This window comes from Prevotella pectinovora, from assembly GCF_041323955.1.
Lineage (GTDB): Bacteria > Bacteroidota > Bacteroidia > Bacteroidales > Bacteroidaceae > Prevotella > Prevotella pectinovora.
The window spans coordinates 3,155,663-3,172,813 of the sequence record NZ_JBGLIV010000001.1 but is presented as its reverse complement, the minus strand read 5'-3'; the positions used below and the strand labels follow the sequence as shown (position 1 = coordinate 3,172,813).

19 protein-coding genes are annotated in these 17,151 nt (G+C 48.6%); 3 read left to right on the top strand and 16 right to left on the bottom strand.

Annotated features, from left to right (window positions below):
• Nucleotides 1-131: 131 nt before the first annotated feature.
• Both ACDC99_RS12520 and ACDC99_RS12515 read right to left on the bottom strand, forming a co-directional pair.
• Entirely contained in the window at nt 132-1,160 is a 1,029-nt protein-coding gene (locus tag ACDC99_RS12520) for a DUF4435 domain-containing protein (RefSeq protein WP_042520105.1), read from the bottom strand.
• A gap of 19 nt (nt 1,161-1,179) precedes the next feature.
• A complete protein-coding gene (locus tag ACDC99_RS12515) occupies nt 1,180-1,998 on the bottom strand; it encodes an AAA family ATPase (protein WP_330071103.1) in 819 nt (272 codons plus the stop codon).
• Nucleotides 1,999-2,094: 96 nt separating this feature from the next.
• On the opposite strand from ACDC99_RS12515, the gene ACDC99_RS12510 reads away from it, so the two are divergent.
• On the top strand, nt 2,095-3,051 hold the full coding sequence (locus ACDC99_RS12510; RefSeq protein WP_042520107.1) for a DMT family transporter: 957 nt from the start codon (nt 2,095-2,097) through the stop codon (nt 3,049-3,051).
• Nucleotides 3,052-3,075: 24 nt separating this feature from the next.
• Nucleotides 3,076-4,512, top strand: a complete 1,437-nt coding sequence (locus ACDC99_RS12505) for an MATE family efflux transporter (protein WP_022316280.1) — start codon at nt 3,076-3,078, stop codon at nt 4,510-4,512.
• A gap of 1,115 nt (nt 4,513-5,627) precedes the next feature.
• On the opposite strand, the gene ACDC99_RS12500 is transcribed toward ACDC99_RS12505, so the two are convergent.
• The 7 genes from ACDC99_RS12500 to ACDC99_RS12470 all read right to left on the bottom strand — a co-directional run bounded on the left by ACDC99_RS12500 (nt 5,628) and on the right by ACDC99_RS12470 (nt 10,769).
• Nucleotides 5,628-6,455, bottom strand: coding sequence for a tRNA threonylcarbamoyladenosine dehydratase (locus ACDC99_RS12500; RefSeq protein ID WP_044072605.1), 828 nt, complete (start codon nt 6,453-6,455; stop codon nt 5,628-5,630).
• Nucleotides 6,456-6,461: 6 nt separating this feature from the next.
• Nucleotides 6,462-6,869 (bottom strand): 2-amino-4-hydroxy-6-hydroxymethyldihydropteridine diphosphokinase, encoded by a 408-nt coding sequence (folK, locus tag ACDC99_RS12495; protein ID WP_042520110.1) that lies wholly within the window; start codon nt 6,867-6,869, stop codon nt 6,462-6,464.
• A gap of 5 nt (nt 6,870-6,874) precedes the next feature.
• Complete coding sequence (gene queA, locus ACDC99_RS12490) at nt 6,875-7,993, bottom strand: tRNA preQ1(34) S-adenosylmethionine ribosyltransferase-isomerase QueA (RefSeq protein ID WP_278839936.1); 1,119 nt, start codon at nt 7,991-7,993, stop codon at nt 6,875-6,877.
• Nucleotides 7,994-8,018: 25 nt separating this feature from the next.
• Nucleotides 8,019-8,735: a tRNA pseudouridine(55) synthase TruB gene (gene truB / locus ACDC99_RS12485; protein ID WP_022316284.1), complete on the bottom strand. Its 717-nt coding sequence runs from the start codon at nt 8,733-8,735 to the stop codon at nt 8,019-8,021.
• A 21-nt stretch (nt 8,736-8,756) separates the two neighbouring features.
• Nucleotides 8,757-9,554 carry an undecaprenyl-diphosphate phosphatase gene (locus ACDC99_RS12480; RefSeq protein WP_370756870.1) on the bottom strand — a complete coding sequence of 266 codons (798 nt, stop codon included), beginning with the start codon at nt 9,552-9,554 and terminating at the stop codon, nt 8,757-8,759.
• Nucleotides 9,555-9,575: 21 nt separating this feature from the next.
• Nucleotides 9,576-9,803 (bottom strand): DUF3098 domain-containing protein, encoded by a 228-nt coding sequence (locus tag ACDC99_RS12475; protein ID WP_022316286.1) that lies wholly within the window; start codon nt 9,801-9,803, stop codon nt 9,576-9,578.
• Nucleotides 9,804-9,890: 87 nt separating this feature from the next.
• Nucleotides 9,891-10,769, bottom strand: coding sequence for a cell division protein FtsX (locus ACDC99_RS12470; protein ID WP_042520112.1), 879 nt, complete (start codon nt 10,767-10,769; stop codon nt 9,891-9,893).
• A 959-nt stretch (nt 10,770-11,728) separates the two neighbouring features.
• Between ACDC99_RS12470 and ACDC99_RS12465 the strand changes: the two genes are divergently transcribed.
• On the top strand, nt 11,729-12,274 hold the full coding sequence (locus ACDC99_RS12465; protein WP_370756869.1) for a hypothetical protein: 546 nt from the start codon (nt 11,729-11,731) through the stop codon (nt 12,272-12,274).
• 218 nt (nt 12,275-12,492) lie between these two features.
• Here ACDC99_RS12465 and ACDC99_RS12460 read toward each other — a convergent pair whose 3' ends face one another.
• From ACDC99_RS12460 to ACDC99_RS12430, 7 genes are all read right to left on the bottom strand, one after another.
• Nucleotides 12,493-13,458 (bottom strand): permease, encoded by a 966-nt coding sequence (locus ACDC99_RS12460; protein WP_370756868.1) that lies wholly within the window; start codon nt 13,456-13,458, stop codon nt 12,493-12,495.
• A 6-nt stretch (nt 13,459-13,464) separates the two neighbouring features.
• On the bottom strand, nt 13,465-13,926 hold the full coding sequence (locus ACDC99_RS12455) for an arsenate reductase ArsC (protein WP_287072864.1): 462 nt from the start codon (nt 13,924-13,926) through the stop codon (nt 13,465-13,467).
• Nucleotides 13,923-14,651, bottom strand: coding sequence for an aromatic aminobenezylarsenical efflux permease ArsG family transporter (locus ACDC99_RS12450; RefSeq protein WP_287072865.1), 729 nt, complete (start codon nt 14,649-14,651; stop codon nt 13,923-13,925). Before ACDC99_RS12450 ends, ACDC99_RS12455 begins: the two co-directional genes overlap by 4 nt.
• Nucleotides 14,652-14,657: 6 nt before the next feature.
• Entirely contained in the window at nt 14,658-15,095 is a 438-nt protein-coding gene (locus tag ACDC99_RS12445) for a nitrophenyl compound nitroreductase subunit ArsF family protein (RefSeq protein ID WP_022315795.1), read from the bottom strand.
• A gap of 21 nt (nt 15,096-15,116) precedes the next feature.
• The gene (locus ACDC99_RS12440; protein ID WP_022315796.1) at nt 15,117-15,347 is read right to left on the bottom strand and encodes a thioredoxin family protein; all 231 of its coding nucleotides are present in this window, start codon (nt 15,345-15,347) and stop codon (nt 15,117-15,119) included.
• A 123-nt stretch (nt 15,348-15,470) separates the two neighbouring features.
• Nucleotides 15,471-15,800: an ArsR/SmtB family transcription factor gene (locus ACDC99_RS12435; protein WP_287072867.1), complete on the bottom strand. Its 330-nt coding sequence runs from the start codon at nt 15,798-15,800 to the stop codon at nt 15,471-15,473.
• 491 nt (nt 15,801-16,291) lie between these two features.
• The gene (locus ACDC99_RS12430; RefSeq protein WP_144007179.1) at nt 16,292-17,080 is read right to left on the bottom strand and encodes an immunoglobulin-like domain-containing protein; all 789 of its coding nucleotides are present in this window, start codon (nt 17,078-17,080) and stop codon (nt 16,292-16,294) included.
• Nucleotides 17,081-17,151: the final 71 nt, after the last annotated feature.

Here is a 17,151-nt window from a genome sequence, read left to right as displayed (position 1 = left end):
GCCTTATCGGTGTTTAAGCATACGGCAAATGCCGCTTAGTTTGCTGAAAAAACGGTGCAAAGGTATAATTTTCTGCACATAAACAAGGGATTATGTGCAGAAAAATGACTTTTTATTGTGTTTTTGAATGTTTAGAGTGCTTGTTTTTGCACATTCTCTTCATTGTGTGCACCTCCCAAGATGCGTTCCACGTCGGCAAGAATGCGTCTGAAGGGTTCGGAGTCCATATATCCCATGTTCTTCTTCAGCATCTGCGTGATGTCTTGAATGCTGTTGGTGTAGCACGAGAGTTCGTTGCGCCGCTGGGTGTCGTGTACCGCCTGCCGGCGTATCTCCCCTTCGCGCTCCTGCACGAGGATGTTGCACACGCGCCCCAGGATCGGTAGCACAATTTTGTTGAAGAGGTGATGACCCTGTATATACATATATGTGGTCTGCGGCGTGACGCCCATCCTGATGAGTTCGCTCTTCAGGGCGAGATACGACTCCTTGGCTTCAGGATGGCGCTGCTGCAGCTGTCTCACCTTGTTGTGCACCTTACGGCGCATGTTGTCGATGGAATACTGCGGATTGTGGATGGAGAAGCCGCCGAGTTCCACGATGCGGTTGAGGTCGGTGATGGTGAACTGTCCGTATATGCTTCTGCGATAATGCCATATCGACCATACGAAGAGTGGGAATATCGCCTCGCTGAGCTGCCGCATGTAGTCTTCGAAGTCGAAGATGGAATGGTCGTTCAGGGTTACCATCACGCAGACGTTGTGTAGCGACGGCGCAAAACACTGGTAGCTCTCTATGGCATAGGCATAGGTATGGAGCACGTAGGGATTGGATATCACCGCACGCGAGGTTGGCGTGGCTCCGTTCATGAGATAGTCGTAGTCGGCATCCACACAGGCTATCATACACTCGCCGAGGCGGTCGCCGAGCTCATTCATGAGCACCGACTTCTTGCCTCGCTCCAGGGTGGTGTGCGAGGGGAGCATCACTTCGAAGTAGCGTGTAGAGTTTTCGTAGCGGCTGAGCACGGTGCGCCAGAAGAACACGTCGTCATAGCTCTCCACGTAAGCCACGATGCGCTTGCGGGAACGCTTGGAGTTGAGCCGGTTTGCCGCCTCGATATAGGCGGAAGTGAGGTTATGGGTAAGTCGCTTGTTCATAGAGCTTTCCTCCTGATGGTCAGTCCATGGTGATGTCGCTGACTTCTGTCACGTTGTCCATCCAACCGTTCATTATCACCGCCGGGGCGTGGGTTGAGAGGATAATCTGGACGTTGGGGTTCAGTTCCAGAATGATGTCAATGAGGCGCTGCTGCCAGTCCACATGCAGGCTCACCTCGGGTTCGTCCATGAAGAGCACGTATGGCTTCTGGTCTTCTATCAGCACCGTGAGCAGGATGACGAGCATCTGCTTCTCGCCGCTCGACAGCTGGTATGGTTGCAGGGTCTCGCCTATCTGCGTGAGGCATATCTCGTTTGCCGTGCGCACGATGGTCTTGCCGGTGTCGGCGAAGAGGTCGTCTACGAGGTCCTGGAATTTCTTCTTTGGCTCCGACAGTTTCTGGGCGCGCTCGGCGGCATCCGGTTTTCCGCTCTGCAGGGCAGCGATGATGCGGTTGCCGATGTTCACCTGATAGTCGAGATATTTGCGCTGCAGCACGTACAACTGCCAGTCGAGCTCGGTGACGAGGCTGATGCCCACCTTGCTTAGCAGTTCCTGGTTGACCACAGGATTGTCGAAGGAACGGATGATGTCGAAGCGTATCCATTTGGCATCCTCGGGACTCACCTTGAGATGCACGCCTTTGAGGAGATGGCTCGGAAACTCTCCGCCTGCAGAGAGTCCTTTCACCACCTTGTTTATAATGGTGCTCTTGCCCACGCCGTTGACTCCACTCAATATGTTCACCCTTCTGTCGAGATTCCATATCACGTGTTTTCTGCCGCTCCACAGGGAGTCTATCTCTATCTGACGTATGTAATCCGCGTATTTCTGCATAGCAAACTATTTTAATGATTTATCAATTACAAATATAAGGTTTTCTATCATAATTAAGTACCTTTGCAGCCGCAATTTAACGATATTAAGGAAAAAATGAACAATTTACGCAACAATAGCCGTGTCTTGATTGCCCACCTGAGCATCTTCCTTGCTTGTGCTTTCTGGGGACTGATGGCACCGCTCGGTAAGGATGCCATGACGCATGGTGTGACGGGACTCGACATGGTGTCGTTCCGTGTGGCAGGAGGAGCAGTCCTGTTCTGGATAACATCACTATTCACTACACGTGAGCACGTGCCGACAAAAGACAAGTTGATGTTCATAGCAGCCGGAATCTTCGGCCTCGTGACCAACCAATGCTGCTATACCGTGGGACTGAGCATCACGTCGCCCATCAACTCCAGCGTGGTGACCACCTCGATGCCTATCTTCGCCATGATTCTCTCGGCGATAATACTGAAGGAGCCTATCACCGGAAAGAAGGCTCTGGGAGTGTTGTTCGGATGCACGGGAGCCGTGGCACTGGTGATGTCGAGCGCCGCGGCTACGAGCGACAAGGTGGGCGACCTGCGTGGCGACCTGCTCTGCATGGCGGCACAGCTGTCGTTTGCCCTCTATCTGGCGCTCTTCAGCAAGCTGGTGAGGAAATACTCGGTGATAACGGTGAACAAATGGATGTTCACATGGGCTGCACTCATCATCCTGCCGTTCACCATGCCACACGTGGCAAGCATAGACTTCGGCAGCGTGCCGGCGAAGACATTGTGGGAATCGGCATTCGTGGTGGTTTTCGGAACGTATCTCGGATACATCCTCATGATGATAGGACAGAGCACGCTGCGCCCTACGGTGGTGGGAGTGTACAACTATGTGCAGCCTGCCGTGTCGGTGACGGTCAGCATACTGACCGGCATGGGTGTGATGACGCTGCAGAAGGGCATCGCCATATTGCTCGTATGTCTGGGTGTGTGGCTCGTGATAAAGAGCAAGTCGAAACGCGACATGGAAAGAGAAAAGAACGAGGAAGGAAACGAACGGGAAGACAAATAGGAACTTGTCAACTACGATATCAATATGTCACAAAAGAACGCTAAAGAGAACAAGTTGCTGGCGATGATCCGCAACGGACAGGAGATGACCGACGGCGACAAGCTGCGCCTCATCGTGCAGCTCAGCATACCGTCGATACTGTCTCAGATGTCGTCGATACTCATGTTCTTCATCGACGCTTCAATGGTGGGTTCGCTCGGAGCGAAGGCTTCGGCAGCAATAGGACTGATAGAGACCACTACATGGCTGTTCGGCGGACTGGCATCGGCGGCGATAATGGGATTCTCGGTGCAGGCGGCACATTTCATAGGCGCCAACGACGAGAAGAAGACGCGGCAGGTGTTCCGTCTGGGACTGATGGCGATGACCGTCATGTCGCTGCTGTTCATGGCATTAGGAGCGGCAATAGCAAAGCCTCTGCCCTACTGGCTCGGAGGCGGAAGCGACATCGCTCCGCTGTCGACAAGCTATTTCCTGGTCTACAGCACCGCCCTACCTATATATATGGTGGGCATGATGGCGTCGGCAATGCTGAAAAGCTCGGGCAACATGAAGATACCGAGCATGATGAGCGTATTGATGTGTCTGCTCGACGTGATGTTCAATTTCATCGCCATATTCCCGACGAGAGACATCACGATACTGGGAACGACGATACACATGCCCGGACTGGGACTCGGACTGACGGGTGCCGCCGTGGGAACGGCATTGGCGTTTCTCGTCACCGGACTGATTCTGATATGGATTGCCGTGAGGAAGGCTCCGATAATATCGCTCAAAGGGGAGAGATGGATATGGAGACCATGCCGCGGATATATCAAGAATGCCATAAGAATAAGTTTTCCGATGGCGATACAGTATATGCTGATGAGCGGCGCACAGATAGTGAGCACCATGATCGTGGCGCCGCTTGGCAACTTTGCCATCGCCGCCAACACCTTCGCCATCACGGCAGAGAGCCTGTGCTACATGCCAGGATATGGCATCGGCGAGGCTGCCACTACGCTGATAGGACAGAGCATGGGAGCGCAACGACACGACCTGACGAAGCGGTTCGCATATATGACGCTGGCTCTGGGAATGATGATAATGGCGGTGATGGGAGCTATAATGTATTGCTTTGCACCAGAAATGATAGGCATCATGACACCGGTGACGGAAATCAGAGTGCTCGGCATCGGAGCACTGCGCATAGAGGCTTTTGCCGAACCGATGTTCGCCGCAGCTATCGTGGGCAACTGCATCTGCATAGGAGCCGGCGACACGAAGATTCCATCGGTGATGAACTTCGGCAGCATGTGGCTCATACGCCTCTCGCTCGCTGCTTATCTGGCACCGAAATACGGACTGGCTGGCGTGTGGTCGGCAATGGCGATAGAACTGACGTTCCGAGGAATCATCTTCCTCATTCGCATCTACAGGGGGAAATGGATGAACCACAAGGTGAGCGTAGACAAGTAAGCCTCTGTCTGGCATGTAATCGTTTACGTATGATTTAAGGCGGAAAGCGATACAACATCCACCTTTATTTCATATTTTTGCATCGACATAGACAGGTAAAAAGGACAAAGGATAACAAAAACATAAAATAGGGAGCCGGCATGACTACATGCTGTCTTCCTATTTTTAGTTTAACCCACATCGGGACATTAGGGCTTGCTTGGATATTGTTTTTTTTAGAAGAGTGGATTTTGTTTGTCTTTTAACCCAATGAACACAACAGGAAAAAAGAAGAAATCGTTTGCATTTGTGTGCGATAACAAAAATACTTTGATTTACATCAAGATATTATGGAAAAGTATGTTATTTAGCATGTTTTTGTTTGTTGTGTGCGCAAACAATACTATCTTTGCAACGTCAAAACAAACAAGGAGGCACACAAGAAGACCTCCACAACGCCAATAGAAGAAATAACAAACAGATAGGTTATTAGAGGTAAGAGGTAAAAAGATTGAAGATAGGTTATTAGAAAGGTAAAAGACAAAGATTGAAGGAAGGATAACAAAGACGCAGAGATGACCAGAAAGGTATTAGAAACAAGGAAACGATAGTTTTTCAGGTAATGAAGATTGAGGATAACAAAGTTGGTCATTGATGATAATAAAGATAAGGATAACAGAAAGACCATAGAAATATTAGGTAATGAAAGATTGTGAAATAGGTAATTAGTGGTAAAGGATTGTTTAAAGCCGCTCGACGGCAAGGATAACGAAGAAGATAGGTATGATTCCCCCGCTATGAAAAGCGGTGGGAAAAAGGATTAAGGTAAAGATAAAAGATTGTTTTTCAAGGATTGAATGATGCCCAAGGGGATTGAAAACGATTATTAGTTAGGTTATTATAGATTTAGGTAAGATTAGTTGTTTGATTTTAGTTAGTCACACCTGTTTGCTGTAAATACAGCAACAGGCACGTGGGTAACGGTCAAAAAAGAAAGAAAAGAAAGTGAATGTCAGTAATGTTATACAAAATACAGAAGCCACCCAAACGGGTGGCTTTTTCGTTTTTATCCCCCTGGGGGGAAATTAGAATCTGACACGCTAATGTTCACGCAAAGGCGAAGATACCAAGACCTATCATTCCGCGTCTTTTGCCTCGGCAAGTCCCTTCTGATAGAGGTCGTTTACTACGAGGCTGGCGAGGGTAAAACCGAAAATCGCCGTGATATGTGCCGCAGTACCGTTTATCTGCGCTTTGGAATTGTTCCAGTTATGGTCGGCAAGCGCAGGGTCGCCGGACACCTCCTCTTTGTTGGAGCATACACACTGGTCTGTACCGCAGGTGAAGCTGGTGCCGAGATTATGCAGGAGCTCATCGCTGTATACACATTTGAACTTATGTGCCGGACGCACCTTCATCTTGCGGAACTTGTTTCTCAACGCACGTGCCAACGGACAGCCTTTCACCTTCCAGAATTCGGCAACGGCAATCTTGCTCGCATCCATCTTCAGTGCTGCTCCCATAGAGGAGAGAAGCACCGAATCGGTCTTGCAAGCCTCCAGAATCAGCAATGCCTTGTCTTTCAGACTGTCGATGGCGTCGATGATATAGTCGTAGCTGCCGATATTGAAAGAGCCGGCAGTGGTCTCGTCGTAGATTTTCTGCAGGGCAACGATTTCTGCCGTAGGGTTTATCTCCAGCAGTCGTTCCTTGAGCACCTCAACCTTCACCCGTCCGATGGTCTTGGTGGTTGCCATGAGCTGGCGGTTCACGTTGGTTATGCACACCCTGTCGGAGTCGACGATGGTGAGATGTCTGACTCCAGACCTCACAAGACTCTCGGCACACCAGCTGCCCACTCCGCCTACGCCGAAGATTATCACCCGTGCCTCAGCGGTTTTCTGCATCACACGCTCGCCGACGAGCAGTTCCATTCTCTTGAATATACCTTTTTCTATACCCATTTCTTGTTATTCCTCCATTATTTCATTGAGTGGCGTCATCACGAAGTCTCTCTCGTGCATCAGCGGATGCGGTATCTTCAGGTCGGGTTCATCGATATGCAGGTCGCCATAGAGCAGTATGTCGATGTCGATTATGCGGTCGTGGTATTCACCGCCGTCGGATTTCAGCGTGCGCCCCATCTCCCTCTCTATGCGCTGTGTCACTTCGAGCAGCCGGCGGGGTGAGAGCTGTGTGTCCACACATACGGCAGCGTTGACGAAGCGGTTGTCTGACCTGAAGCCCCAAGGCTCCGTTTCATAAAGAGCTGACTGGCGCACTACGTCGCCAACCAGCTCTCCGATATTTTTTATTGCCTCGGCGATGTTCTTGCGTTTGTCGCCGAGGTTTGTTCCCAAAGAAAGATATGCTATCATCTGCGTCAGTCGTTCAAAATCAGCATGGCGTCACCGTAGCATCCGAACTTGTAGCCGTTTTCCACCGCCTTCTTGTATGCCTCCATTATCAGTTCGTATCCTCCGAAAGCGCATGTTGCCATGAGCAGCGGCGACATCGGCTGATAGAAGTTGGCAATCATAGTGTCGGCGAGTCCGCATTCGTATGGAGGGAAGATGAACTTGTTTGTCCATCCCTCATATTCCTTAAGCATCTTGTCTGTGCCGATGGCGGTCTCTGTAGCCTTGAGCACACTTGTACCCACGGCGCATACATGTCTGCCATTGCGCTTTGCCTCGTTCACCACGCTGCATGCCTCGGCTCCGATGTGCATCTGCTCGGAGTCCATCTTGTGTTTGGTGAGGTCTTCCACCTCTATGCTATGGAAGTTGCCGAGTGCGCAGTGCAGGGTGATGAATGCGAAGTTCACGCCCTTGATTTCCATCCTCTTCATCAGCTCACGGCTGAAATGCAGTCCGCTTGCCGGTGCTGTGACAGCTCCCTCGTTCTTTGCGAATATACACTGGAATCTGTCCAGGTCTTCGTCGGTGACTTTTCTCCTGTCCACGATATAGTGTGGCAGCGGAGCCTCACCGAGCGCGAAGAGGTCGCGTTTGAACTCATCGTGTGGTGCATCGTAGAGGAATCGCAGTGTGCGTCCACGGCTTGTGGTATTGTCGATCACCTCTGCCACCATCGAACTGCTCTCGTCGAAGAAGAGCTTGTTGCCTATTCTTATCTTTCTTGCCGGCTCCACGAGCACGTCCCACAGGCGCATCTCCTCGTTTAGCTCACGCAGCAAGAACACTTCAATCTTTGCCTCTGTCTTCTCCTTCGTGCCGTAGAGACGTGCCGGGAAGACTTTCGTGTCGTTGAATATGAATGCGTCGTGCTCATCAAAATAGTCGAGCACGTTGCGGAAGTCCATGTACACGGGGTTGCCGTCTGCATCCTTCAGCTCATGTCCCTTATCGTCTTTCTGAAACATGTCGATGGTGCCCGACTTGCGGTGTACCACCATCAGCCTGCACTCGTCGCGATGGTATGACGGTTCAAGTGCGATAAGCTCCTCTGGAAGTTTAAATTTGAATTGCGATAGTTTCATATTCTTGCTTTACCTTTATATATTTTCAATTTTCTTCTGTGTTCTCCTCTATGTCCTGCTCTGCGAGCCACTGCGGAAAGTCATCGAGCGTGATGCAGTCTTCCACTCTCACGTCGCCCACCCTTGTGCGCCGCAGGGCTGTTAGATAGGCTCCGCTGCCGAGAGCTTCTCCGATGTCGCGTGCCAGGGCGCGGATATATGTTCCCTTGCCGCATACCACTCTGACAGACAGCTGCATTGCCTCTTCGTCGAAGTGGGTCATCTCTATCTCGTCCACTCGCAGGGTCTTGGCCTTGAGCGGCACGTCTTGGCCTTCGCGCATGAGCTTGTAGGCGCGGTCTCCGTTTATCTTGCATGCCGAATATGCCGGAGGCACCTGCTGTATCTCTCCCACGAACTTTGGCAGCGTCTCCTCTATCAGTTCACGTGTGATGTGCGCCGTGGGATAGGTATGGTCCACGGTGTGCTCCATGTCGAAACTTGGCGTCGTGGCACCGAGCTGCAGCGTGGCGGTATATTCCTTGGTGTGCGCCTGCAGTTCATCGATGCGCTTGGTAGCCTTGCCAGTGCATAGGATGAGTACTCCGGTGGCAAGCGGATCGAGTGTGCCGGCATGTCCGGTCTTCACCCTCTTCACTCCCATCCTCTTTGAAATCAAAAAACGGATGTGGGCAAGTGCCCCGAAGCTCGACATGCGGTATGGCTTGTCGATGCAGATTATCTCTCCTTTGTTGAAGTTCATCTGTATGTCTGTTCTTTTCTGTTATGCAAATGAGCAGATTATGGTCACCGCACCGGCGATGGCGCAATATATTCCGAAATATACGAGCTTGCCTTTCTTCACGATGTTTATCATCCACTTGCAGGCGAAGCATCCGGATATGAATGCAGCGCAGAAGCCCACCACGAGTGGCAGTGTGTCTACTCCGCCGAAGGCCTGCTCGCCTTTGAGTCCCTTGAGCAGGTCGAGCAATGCCTCACCGAGGATTGGAGGAATGACCATGAGGAAGGAGAACTGTGCCAGCTTCTCTTTCTTGTTGCCGAGCAGCAGTCCTGTAGCTATGGTGCTGCCGGAGCGTGAGAGTCCCGGCATCACTGCCACTGCCTGTGCGAGACCGATGATGAAGGCATCTTTAAGGCTGATTTTCTCTTTCTGGCGTGGTTTGGCGTAGTATGAGAATATCAGCAGCAATGCTGTTACGAGCAACATGCAGCCCACGATGAGGAGTCCGGAACCGAATATCTCCTCCACAGTGTCTTTGAAGAACACGCCCACGATGCCGACCGGTATCATTGAGATGAGGATATTGAGGAAATATTTCGTCTCTTCGTTCATCTTGAACTTGAACACGCCCTTCACGATCCAGTCAATCTCCTTCCACAGTATCACGAGGGTGCTGAGCACCGTTGCCACATGCACCATTACAGTGAATGCGAGATTGTCTTCACCGTTAACTCCGAAGAGTGTGGCGCTGACAGCCAGATGGCCGCTGCTGCTCACAGGCAGGTATTCCGTCAGTCCCTGCACGAGACCGAGGATCAATGCTTCAAACCAATTCATTTCTATTCCTTATGTTATGCCTTAATCGTCTTTAGGTTTTCTCATCACTCCGTATATCATCGACACGAAACCGATGAAGCATACTATAGGCGCTACGGTAGTGTGCATAGTGTTGAATATCTCGGGGTCGAACTTTTCTTCGGTCGAACCGCCGCCGCTCATCAATATGAAGCCGACTATCACTATCAGCATGCTGATGCCGATAAGCATGAAGTTCACGCGGTCAAATGCAAAATTTCTCTTGTCCATTATTATGTAACGTTTTTAATGTATGTCTTATTTAATCCCGACAAGGGCCGGGAAGTGGCGCTTAAGGCTGGAGCCAGCCAAGGGGCCTTAAATCTTGTAGAGGTCTCCGGCTTTCATCCTCAGGAACTTGTTCACCGAGAGCCATGAGCAGAAGAGCGTGATGAGCAGTCCGAAGAGCAGCACCGACACTCCCGTAATCGCCATCACCTGCCATGTGAGCACCACGAGCACGTCGGGCTCATACATATACAGGGCATACACTCCACCGGCAAGCACCGCATCGGCGAGCACCGCGGCGAGCAGTCCCTGCCACATGGCGCTTCTGACGAACGGCCAGCGTATGAATCCCCATGACGCTCCCACGAGTTTCATCGTGTTGATCAGGAAACGGCGGGCATACATGGCGAGGCGCACGGTGTTGTTTATCAGCGAGAACGACACAAAGGAGAGCAGTACGGCAAGCACCAGCAGCACCAGGTTGATGCGCTGCAGATTGTCGTTCACACTGTCCATGAGGTCTTGCGGATAAGTGATGTCGGTCACTTTGCTGTCAGCCTTAAGATTCTTGGTAATCCATTTCAGCGAGTCCTTGTTGGCATAATCCGCCTTGAGCTGCAGCTCCATGGAACCGACAAAGGGGTTCTCACCGATAAACTCGCTCGGGTCTGTGCCCATGGCGGCAGTCTGCTCCTTGAGCACCTGTTCCTTGCTGACGTAGGTCACACGGTGTACATAGGGCAGCTTCTGCAGGGCAACGGTCATCTGCCTTGCCTGCGGATCGGTGACTTCCTCGCTGAGCACCATCGTCACAGTGAGGTTCTCCTTCACATAAGAGGAGAGATTCTGCGCCGTAAGCACGGAGGTTACCACCATTCCCAATAAAATCAGTACCATTGCGGTACTTATACATAGCGTTATCGCCTGCAGACCAATGCGTCTGCCGGACTTTCTTCTTTTCTTGCTCATTTCACAATTTGGCTATATAACCTGAATTCGCTGCAAAGATAACCATTTTAGAGAGAAACAAGAAATTTTTCTTGTATAATATCACATTGAACGGCCTAATGACCGATTCGGGTTGAAATTGGGCACGGTGCTTGCCCAACTGGGGCAACGTGCTTGCCCATCATGGGCAACGTGCTTGCCCCTGTTGGGCAGATTTGCTGTCAGACATCTGCCCAATAAGTTAATGTTGTAACACCCATATTACCGTATTACAGGATTCTGCCAACGCATACGATTCCTGTAGTCTGAATTTCTCACATCTGTCAATTACTTCCATCTGACAATTACTTTCATCAGCAAACCATCCAGACAATTGCCTGACAATCGAAAGACGGTCATCTATCTGGTTGTCAAAACATTACAACGAAAAACCAGACAATCTGACAGTTTTTTTTGAAATTCTTGTTTTTACTTAAAATCAGCGTTATGAACAACTTTTACTCATATCCATTGAATTAATTCCACCAACGGGCTGAGCTTATATATCAAGCCATAGATGTGGCCTTGCAGTCTCGCCTTTATGATGACGAGAAGTATGTGGACAAACTAGTCTCAGTTTTCACAGAACTTGCGAATATGTATAATACGGTCACAGCTAACTGCAACAAAAATGCAGAGACTATAAATCCAATATCCAACTGGCGGAAAAGCGATATACAGCAATGATGGAACTTATGCAAGCGAAGAAATCCAAGACAATAGAGCCCCCCATACCGCAAACCATAAAAGCCTTGCCACGATTTATATTCATGACATATCCCTGGTATTGGATAAAGAGGATGTATCGAAGTGAGCACTTCCGTCAGTTCCTGGTTATCTGCATGGCTTGTTCTCTTGTCGTTTCTGTGTTCTTGACGATATTCTTGACTTATGATAATGCGCAGTTGAGAAGATTTTAGCTTTTACCAGATTTCGATAAGATGATGAATGATGTTGAAAACGAGGTCGAGGAACAGCAAGCCGAGGATGGACTTGTAAACCGTGTTCCTGAGTTGAAGCAGTTGAGTGAGGACATTGACAAGGCTACCAACACCTTCATCAATGCCAGACTTGAACTGGAATCTGCCATTCAGCAGTATCAACGGGCAGAAGCAAAATTAGGTGGTGCTGTGACTACTATCAGCAAAAAGGTTGATACCATCAATCAGCACATAGACAAAGCTTTGGAAAATGCTCCCACAAAATTAAAGGTATCTGTAAATGTCAATGATGCTGACTGGCAGAAGATTCAAGAACTGTTTGCCAAAGAACGCCAATGGATGACCGCACAGATGCATATCCGTGAGGTCAATTCCATGTTTGCTGATGAACGGAAGAAAGTCCGTGAACGCTACAAGGAATATGATGGTTGTTACCTTGGTTACTATGCCCAGTGGTTCTTCTGGTTCTTCTTCGTTCTTGGCTTGGTCATTTTCGGCTTGGCTATCTTCTTGATACTCGACAGCCACTACCACTGGACGAAGTAATCTAGTGTTCCCAACATGGCTTGTGGAATTCATTTTGGAAAGAACAAGCCCACTGACAATCGGCATTTCTGCTGAAAATCAATGGGGCTGCTTATTAGATTGTCAATCTTGATAAGATGAATTATCAATTTTATAGTGATGATCAGCCAAGTGTTCTTCATCATCAGTAGTAGCATTATACATTACCGATGCTAGTTGAATTTCAGGACGTTCGTTACCTATAAACAACAGTTGAACAGCCAACCAAGGAGGATGATGGCGAAGGCAACTGTGCTGAAGAAAATCCCGATGAGACGCGTGTTCATTACTTTCTTTAACATGGTAGCCTCTGGCAAAGATAGACCTACTACCGACATCATGAAGGCAAGTGCGGTGCCGAGGCTCACGCCTTTTGCCACAAAGACTTCGACAACGGGGACAATACCGGCAGCGTTGGCGTACATCGGTACTGCAAGAAAGACGGCAAGAGGCACGGCATACCAGTGCTCTCCACTGAGGTAGGTCTCGAAGAATCCTTCGGGCACATAGCCATGCATAGTAGCTCCGATGGCGATGCCTATGATGACGTAAAGGATGACTCCGCGAACGATGCCGAATGCTTCTCTCAGAATCTGTGGCAGACGCTGTGGCAGGGAGAAATGCTCGTTCGGTGTGTCTTGACTGGTTCCTGTCTGTTGCTGAATCTGTCGCACCCAATCGCTAAGATTCTTCTCAAGTCGCATTTTTCCTAAGATGTAGCCTCCTATGGTGCCTAAGAGAATGCCGCTTATGACATAAATGGCGGTCACTTGCCAACCGAATGTGCCGGCAAACATCGCCACGGCAACCTCGTTGACTAAAGGAGATGTAATGAGGAATGCGAAGGTTACGCCCAACGGAATGCCTCCCTTGACAAACCCGATGAAGAGCGGTATGCTGGAGCAGGAGCAGAAGGGCGTGATGGCTCCGAAGAGGCTCGCCAGCAGGTATTGTAAACCATAGAGCCGTCGTGAGGTAAGGAAATTGCGAAGTCGCTCAACAGGAAAATAGGCGTTTACTACCCCCATCACGACACTGATGAGGAATAGCAGCAGTACAATCTTCAGCGTGTCATAGACGAAGAAGTTGAGTGCTTCGCCAAGGTGTGTTGTGGCATCTACACCTATGAGGTTATAGACAAGCCAATCAGCAAATTGTTGAATCATAATAGTTTAATCATTATAGTTTTCTGATGTACAACATTCTATCTTGATATCCTTTATTTCTGTCAAATAGAAATTGTGCATTTTTTGTTTAATCTCATCGCGCACACGTCGGAACTCAGTCAGCACCTCTTCCTCCGTACCCTTGAAAGCATCTGGATCGTCAAAGCCAATGTGCAGACGTTTTCCCACTTTGCCTATGAACACCGGACACGATTCGTTCGCTCCCCCACAGACAGTAATCACATAATCCCATGGATCACCCAGATAAGAGTCAATGTGCTTCGGATAATGTTCGGCGATGTCAACGCCTATCTCTGCCATCACCTTGACAGCTAGAGGATGAACTTTTGATGCCGGACGAATGCCAGCAGAATGAACTTCTAAATCAGGGTCAAGGCTTTGGAGAATGCCCTGAACCATCTGACTGCGGCAACGATTGCCTGTACATAGAACTAAAATTCGTTTCATACGTTGATTGTTACGATGTAATACATTCCCACGATGATAAACAGCAGTGCCACGATGCGGTTGAGCCATCGCTGAAAAGCGGTTATTCGTCCCATCACCTTGCCGAGCGACTGCATACTATAGGCAAGAATCCATGCCACAAGAAGGACGGGAAGTGCCGTTGCGATGGCGAAAACGAGCGGAAGGAGATAACCTGCGGTGGTTTCGGCGGACATAGGGATGAGCATACCGAAGTAGAACAATCCGCTGGTGGGACAGAATGCCAAGGCAAAGAGGATGCCGAGGACGAAACTGTCCCATGCGCCTTTCATCATACCATTGATGTTACCGTTGAAGCCGAACTTGGGCAGGTGGAGCTTATCACCAAAGAGCATGAAGAAGCCGATAAGGATAAGTGATGGACCAAGGATGAGTTCGCCCCATTCGCTCACCACCTGCTGAAGTCCGAAAGTGTCTTTGCCTATTCTTATTATATAAATGAGGATGACTCCGAGAAGGGTGTAGGCAAAAGTTCGACCAAGGGTATAGAGCACGCCACTCCACAAGATTCCACGACGAGCCCTTTGCTGGTCATCATCGCACGCCATACAGCCACGAGTAATGTAACCGACTGCCGTGACGTTGGTGGCTAACGGACAAGGACTCAGTGCAGTGAGCAAACCGAGGAGAAAAGCAGTAAATACTGGCACCTGGCTGCTGTCAAGGAGATGGTTGAGAAAGTCCATAGCCAGTTATTTTACGGCCTTCATGACCTTGTTTTTTAGTTGAGAACAGAACTCCTTAGCATTGCTTCGGGCATTGGCAAAGGCGAAGCGGGTGAGGTCTTCTGCACCATTCGGCGTAACGACGAAGAGTGAAGAGAACGTCACCTTGTATTTCTTAGCGAGCTTTTTGCCATCGGGTGTGGTGATGTCGATGATGCGAAAAGTTACCTTGCCTTTTTTGACGAGCGAGGAGAGTTCGCCCTCAACGAGTGCTTTCGTCTCGTTCTCGATGGCGATGCACGTAATGCAACGCTGTTTGCCGTGGAAATACAGGATCTCTACAGGTTGCTGAACCTTAACTGCATTTTCTGTCTTTACTTCGGCAGATTTGTGGTTAGCATTGCAAGAGCTTACACTAACGGCTGAAAATAATGCAGCCAGAATGATGATTGATAATGGTCTCATATGATCTTTGTCTAATGGTTGTTACTTCAAGATTGCCAGCAGTTCTGCTTCGTTCTTCTGCCCACGGGCAACAACCTCGCCATCGACCACGAGAGCAGGAAGCGACATCACGTTGTACTGCATTACCTTCATGATGTCATCCACCTTTTCGATGGTTGCGTCAATCTGGTTGTTCTTTACTACCGCCTCTACTAGAGACACATACTTCTGATTGCAAGCACATGAGCTTACAAGTACTTTAATCTGTTTCATAACTTATATAATTAATTATTGTTTATAATTCGCAGAACAACGAACATTTTAATTCTAAATATACCCTCGAAGCGAACCGCGAGGGTATATTTAGGTCAAAGAGTGTCTGTTGCAAGTGGGTGGTTATCGGCAACAACCATCATTCTTCTCGCTGAGTTCCATATTGAAGAACTCCGAGAAGAGTTGGTGTGCATACTGCAAGTTCTCGCGATTGATGCAATACTTCACCTTAGGGGGTTCTATCTCACCTTGTATGAGTCCTGCTTCTTTCAAAGCTGTAAGATGCTGACTTACTGTAGCCTTTGCTATAGGTAACTCCTCGTGAATATCACCAAAATAACAAGTGTCCTGTTTCGCAAGGAACTTCATGATGGCTATGCGTGCCGGATGTCCGAGGGCCTTAGCAAAACCTGCCAAAGTTTCCGTCTTGATGCAATATTTCTTTTCTTCCATGCTTAGATGTATCTTGAATTTGTTCGTAAAAATACAAACAATGTTTTGATCTACCAATGATTGTTCGTAATTTAACAAATGATTAACATTTTTGTAGGGCTAAATCAGTCTGTGTTTATCAAAAAGTATTAAAAAGTGCTCCTAATTGCGAGGATAACTTGCCATTTAGAGCATTCCATATAGTCAGGCATAATATGTCAGCTGTCCAACAATTAACAATAGGGCTCATTTTCTCACTTTTAATAGCAATCGAAACAGTAATCAAATGACAACATCGGAAAATTTCCGACCATTTCCATGTTAAGATTTGTTAAGCAGATGTTTTCATTTTCGGATAAAAGTAATTCTTGTTTCTAATTTGTTTCTTTTGCAAATTTTCGGCTTTAGTTAGTATTGATAATCAGTACTTTACAAGAAATCAGCAGATTATCAAGAATAAACAAAATGCCAATAAACTGAAGAGTATTTTCATAAGCAACAATTCTTTTTATTTACTTCAACTCAAAGGTTGCCATGAAAGGCACCTTCTCACCATCTATGCTATCCTCATAAAAAAAGCGGTAAACGCCTGGTTTGTTGGGAAGAATATCGGGAAAAAGATGGGCAGTAATGGTGCCGCTTTGACCATCGTTTAAAACATGACCGATGGCCGTGAACGAGCAATCGGTGGGCACAACAAACCAATTGCCATCCGCTCCTTGGGCCGTGATGCTATAGGCATCGCCATACACAAATTCTTCGCCACTATGGTTGGTAATCGTGAATCTGATCTCCGTGGTGCCCAATGGATAGGAAGGCTTCTCCGCCTTGAGGGAGATACCTTGGTAGGTGCTCACGCCTTCCCTGTTGTCGATGATAGGGTCCAACTTGCCCTCAAACCTGATGGCGGGCGAGTTGTAAATCTGCCTACGAAACTCCAGCTGCTTCTCCTTCGTGTTCCAACGGAGCGCAACATCAATGGAGTTGGATCCCATTCCAAATCCAACAACATTTCGCAAGGCCGGGGTCTTGTCTTCCGACAGGAACTTCCGCTCAAGTATCCGCATAATGGCGTTCAGTTCCCTATGCGAATATTTACGCGCCGAAGCCTTGCGATAGGTTCTCTTCTTGCTCTTGACAACTCTCTTTTTGCTAATGGCAACCCTCTTTTTGCCAACAGTTGCCACTTTCTTTTGCTGAATGGCCATTGATGGGTTGCAAGCAGCACAAGTGGTTTGCATTGAAAGGAACATTGTCAATCCTAATATTATTGCATTGAGGAGTTTTGGCTTCAGTCTCATAGTTATCAGCAATTAATAATTTAACATGTAGAGAGATATGAACTCTTATAGTATATTTCTTTTCTTATGAG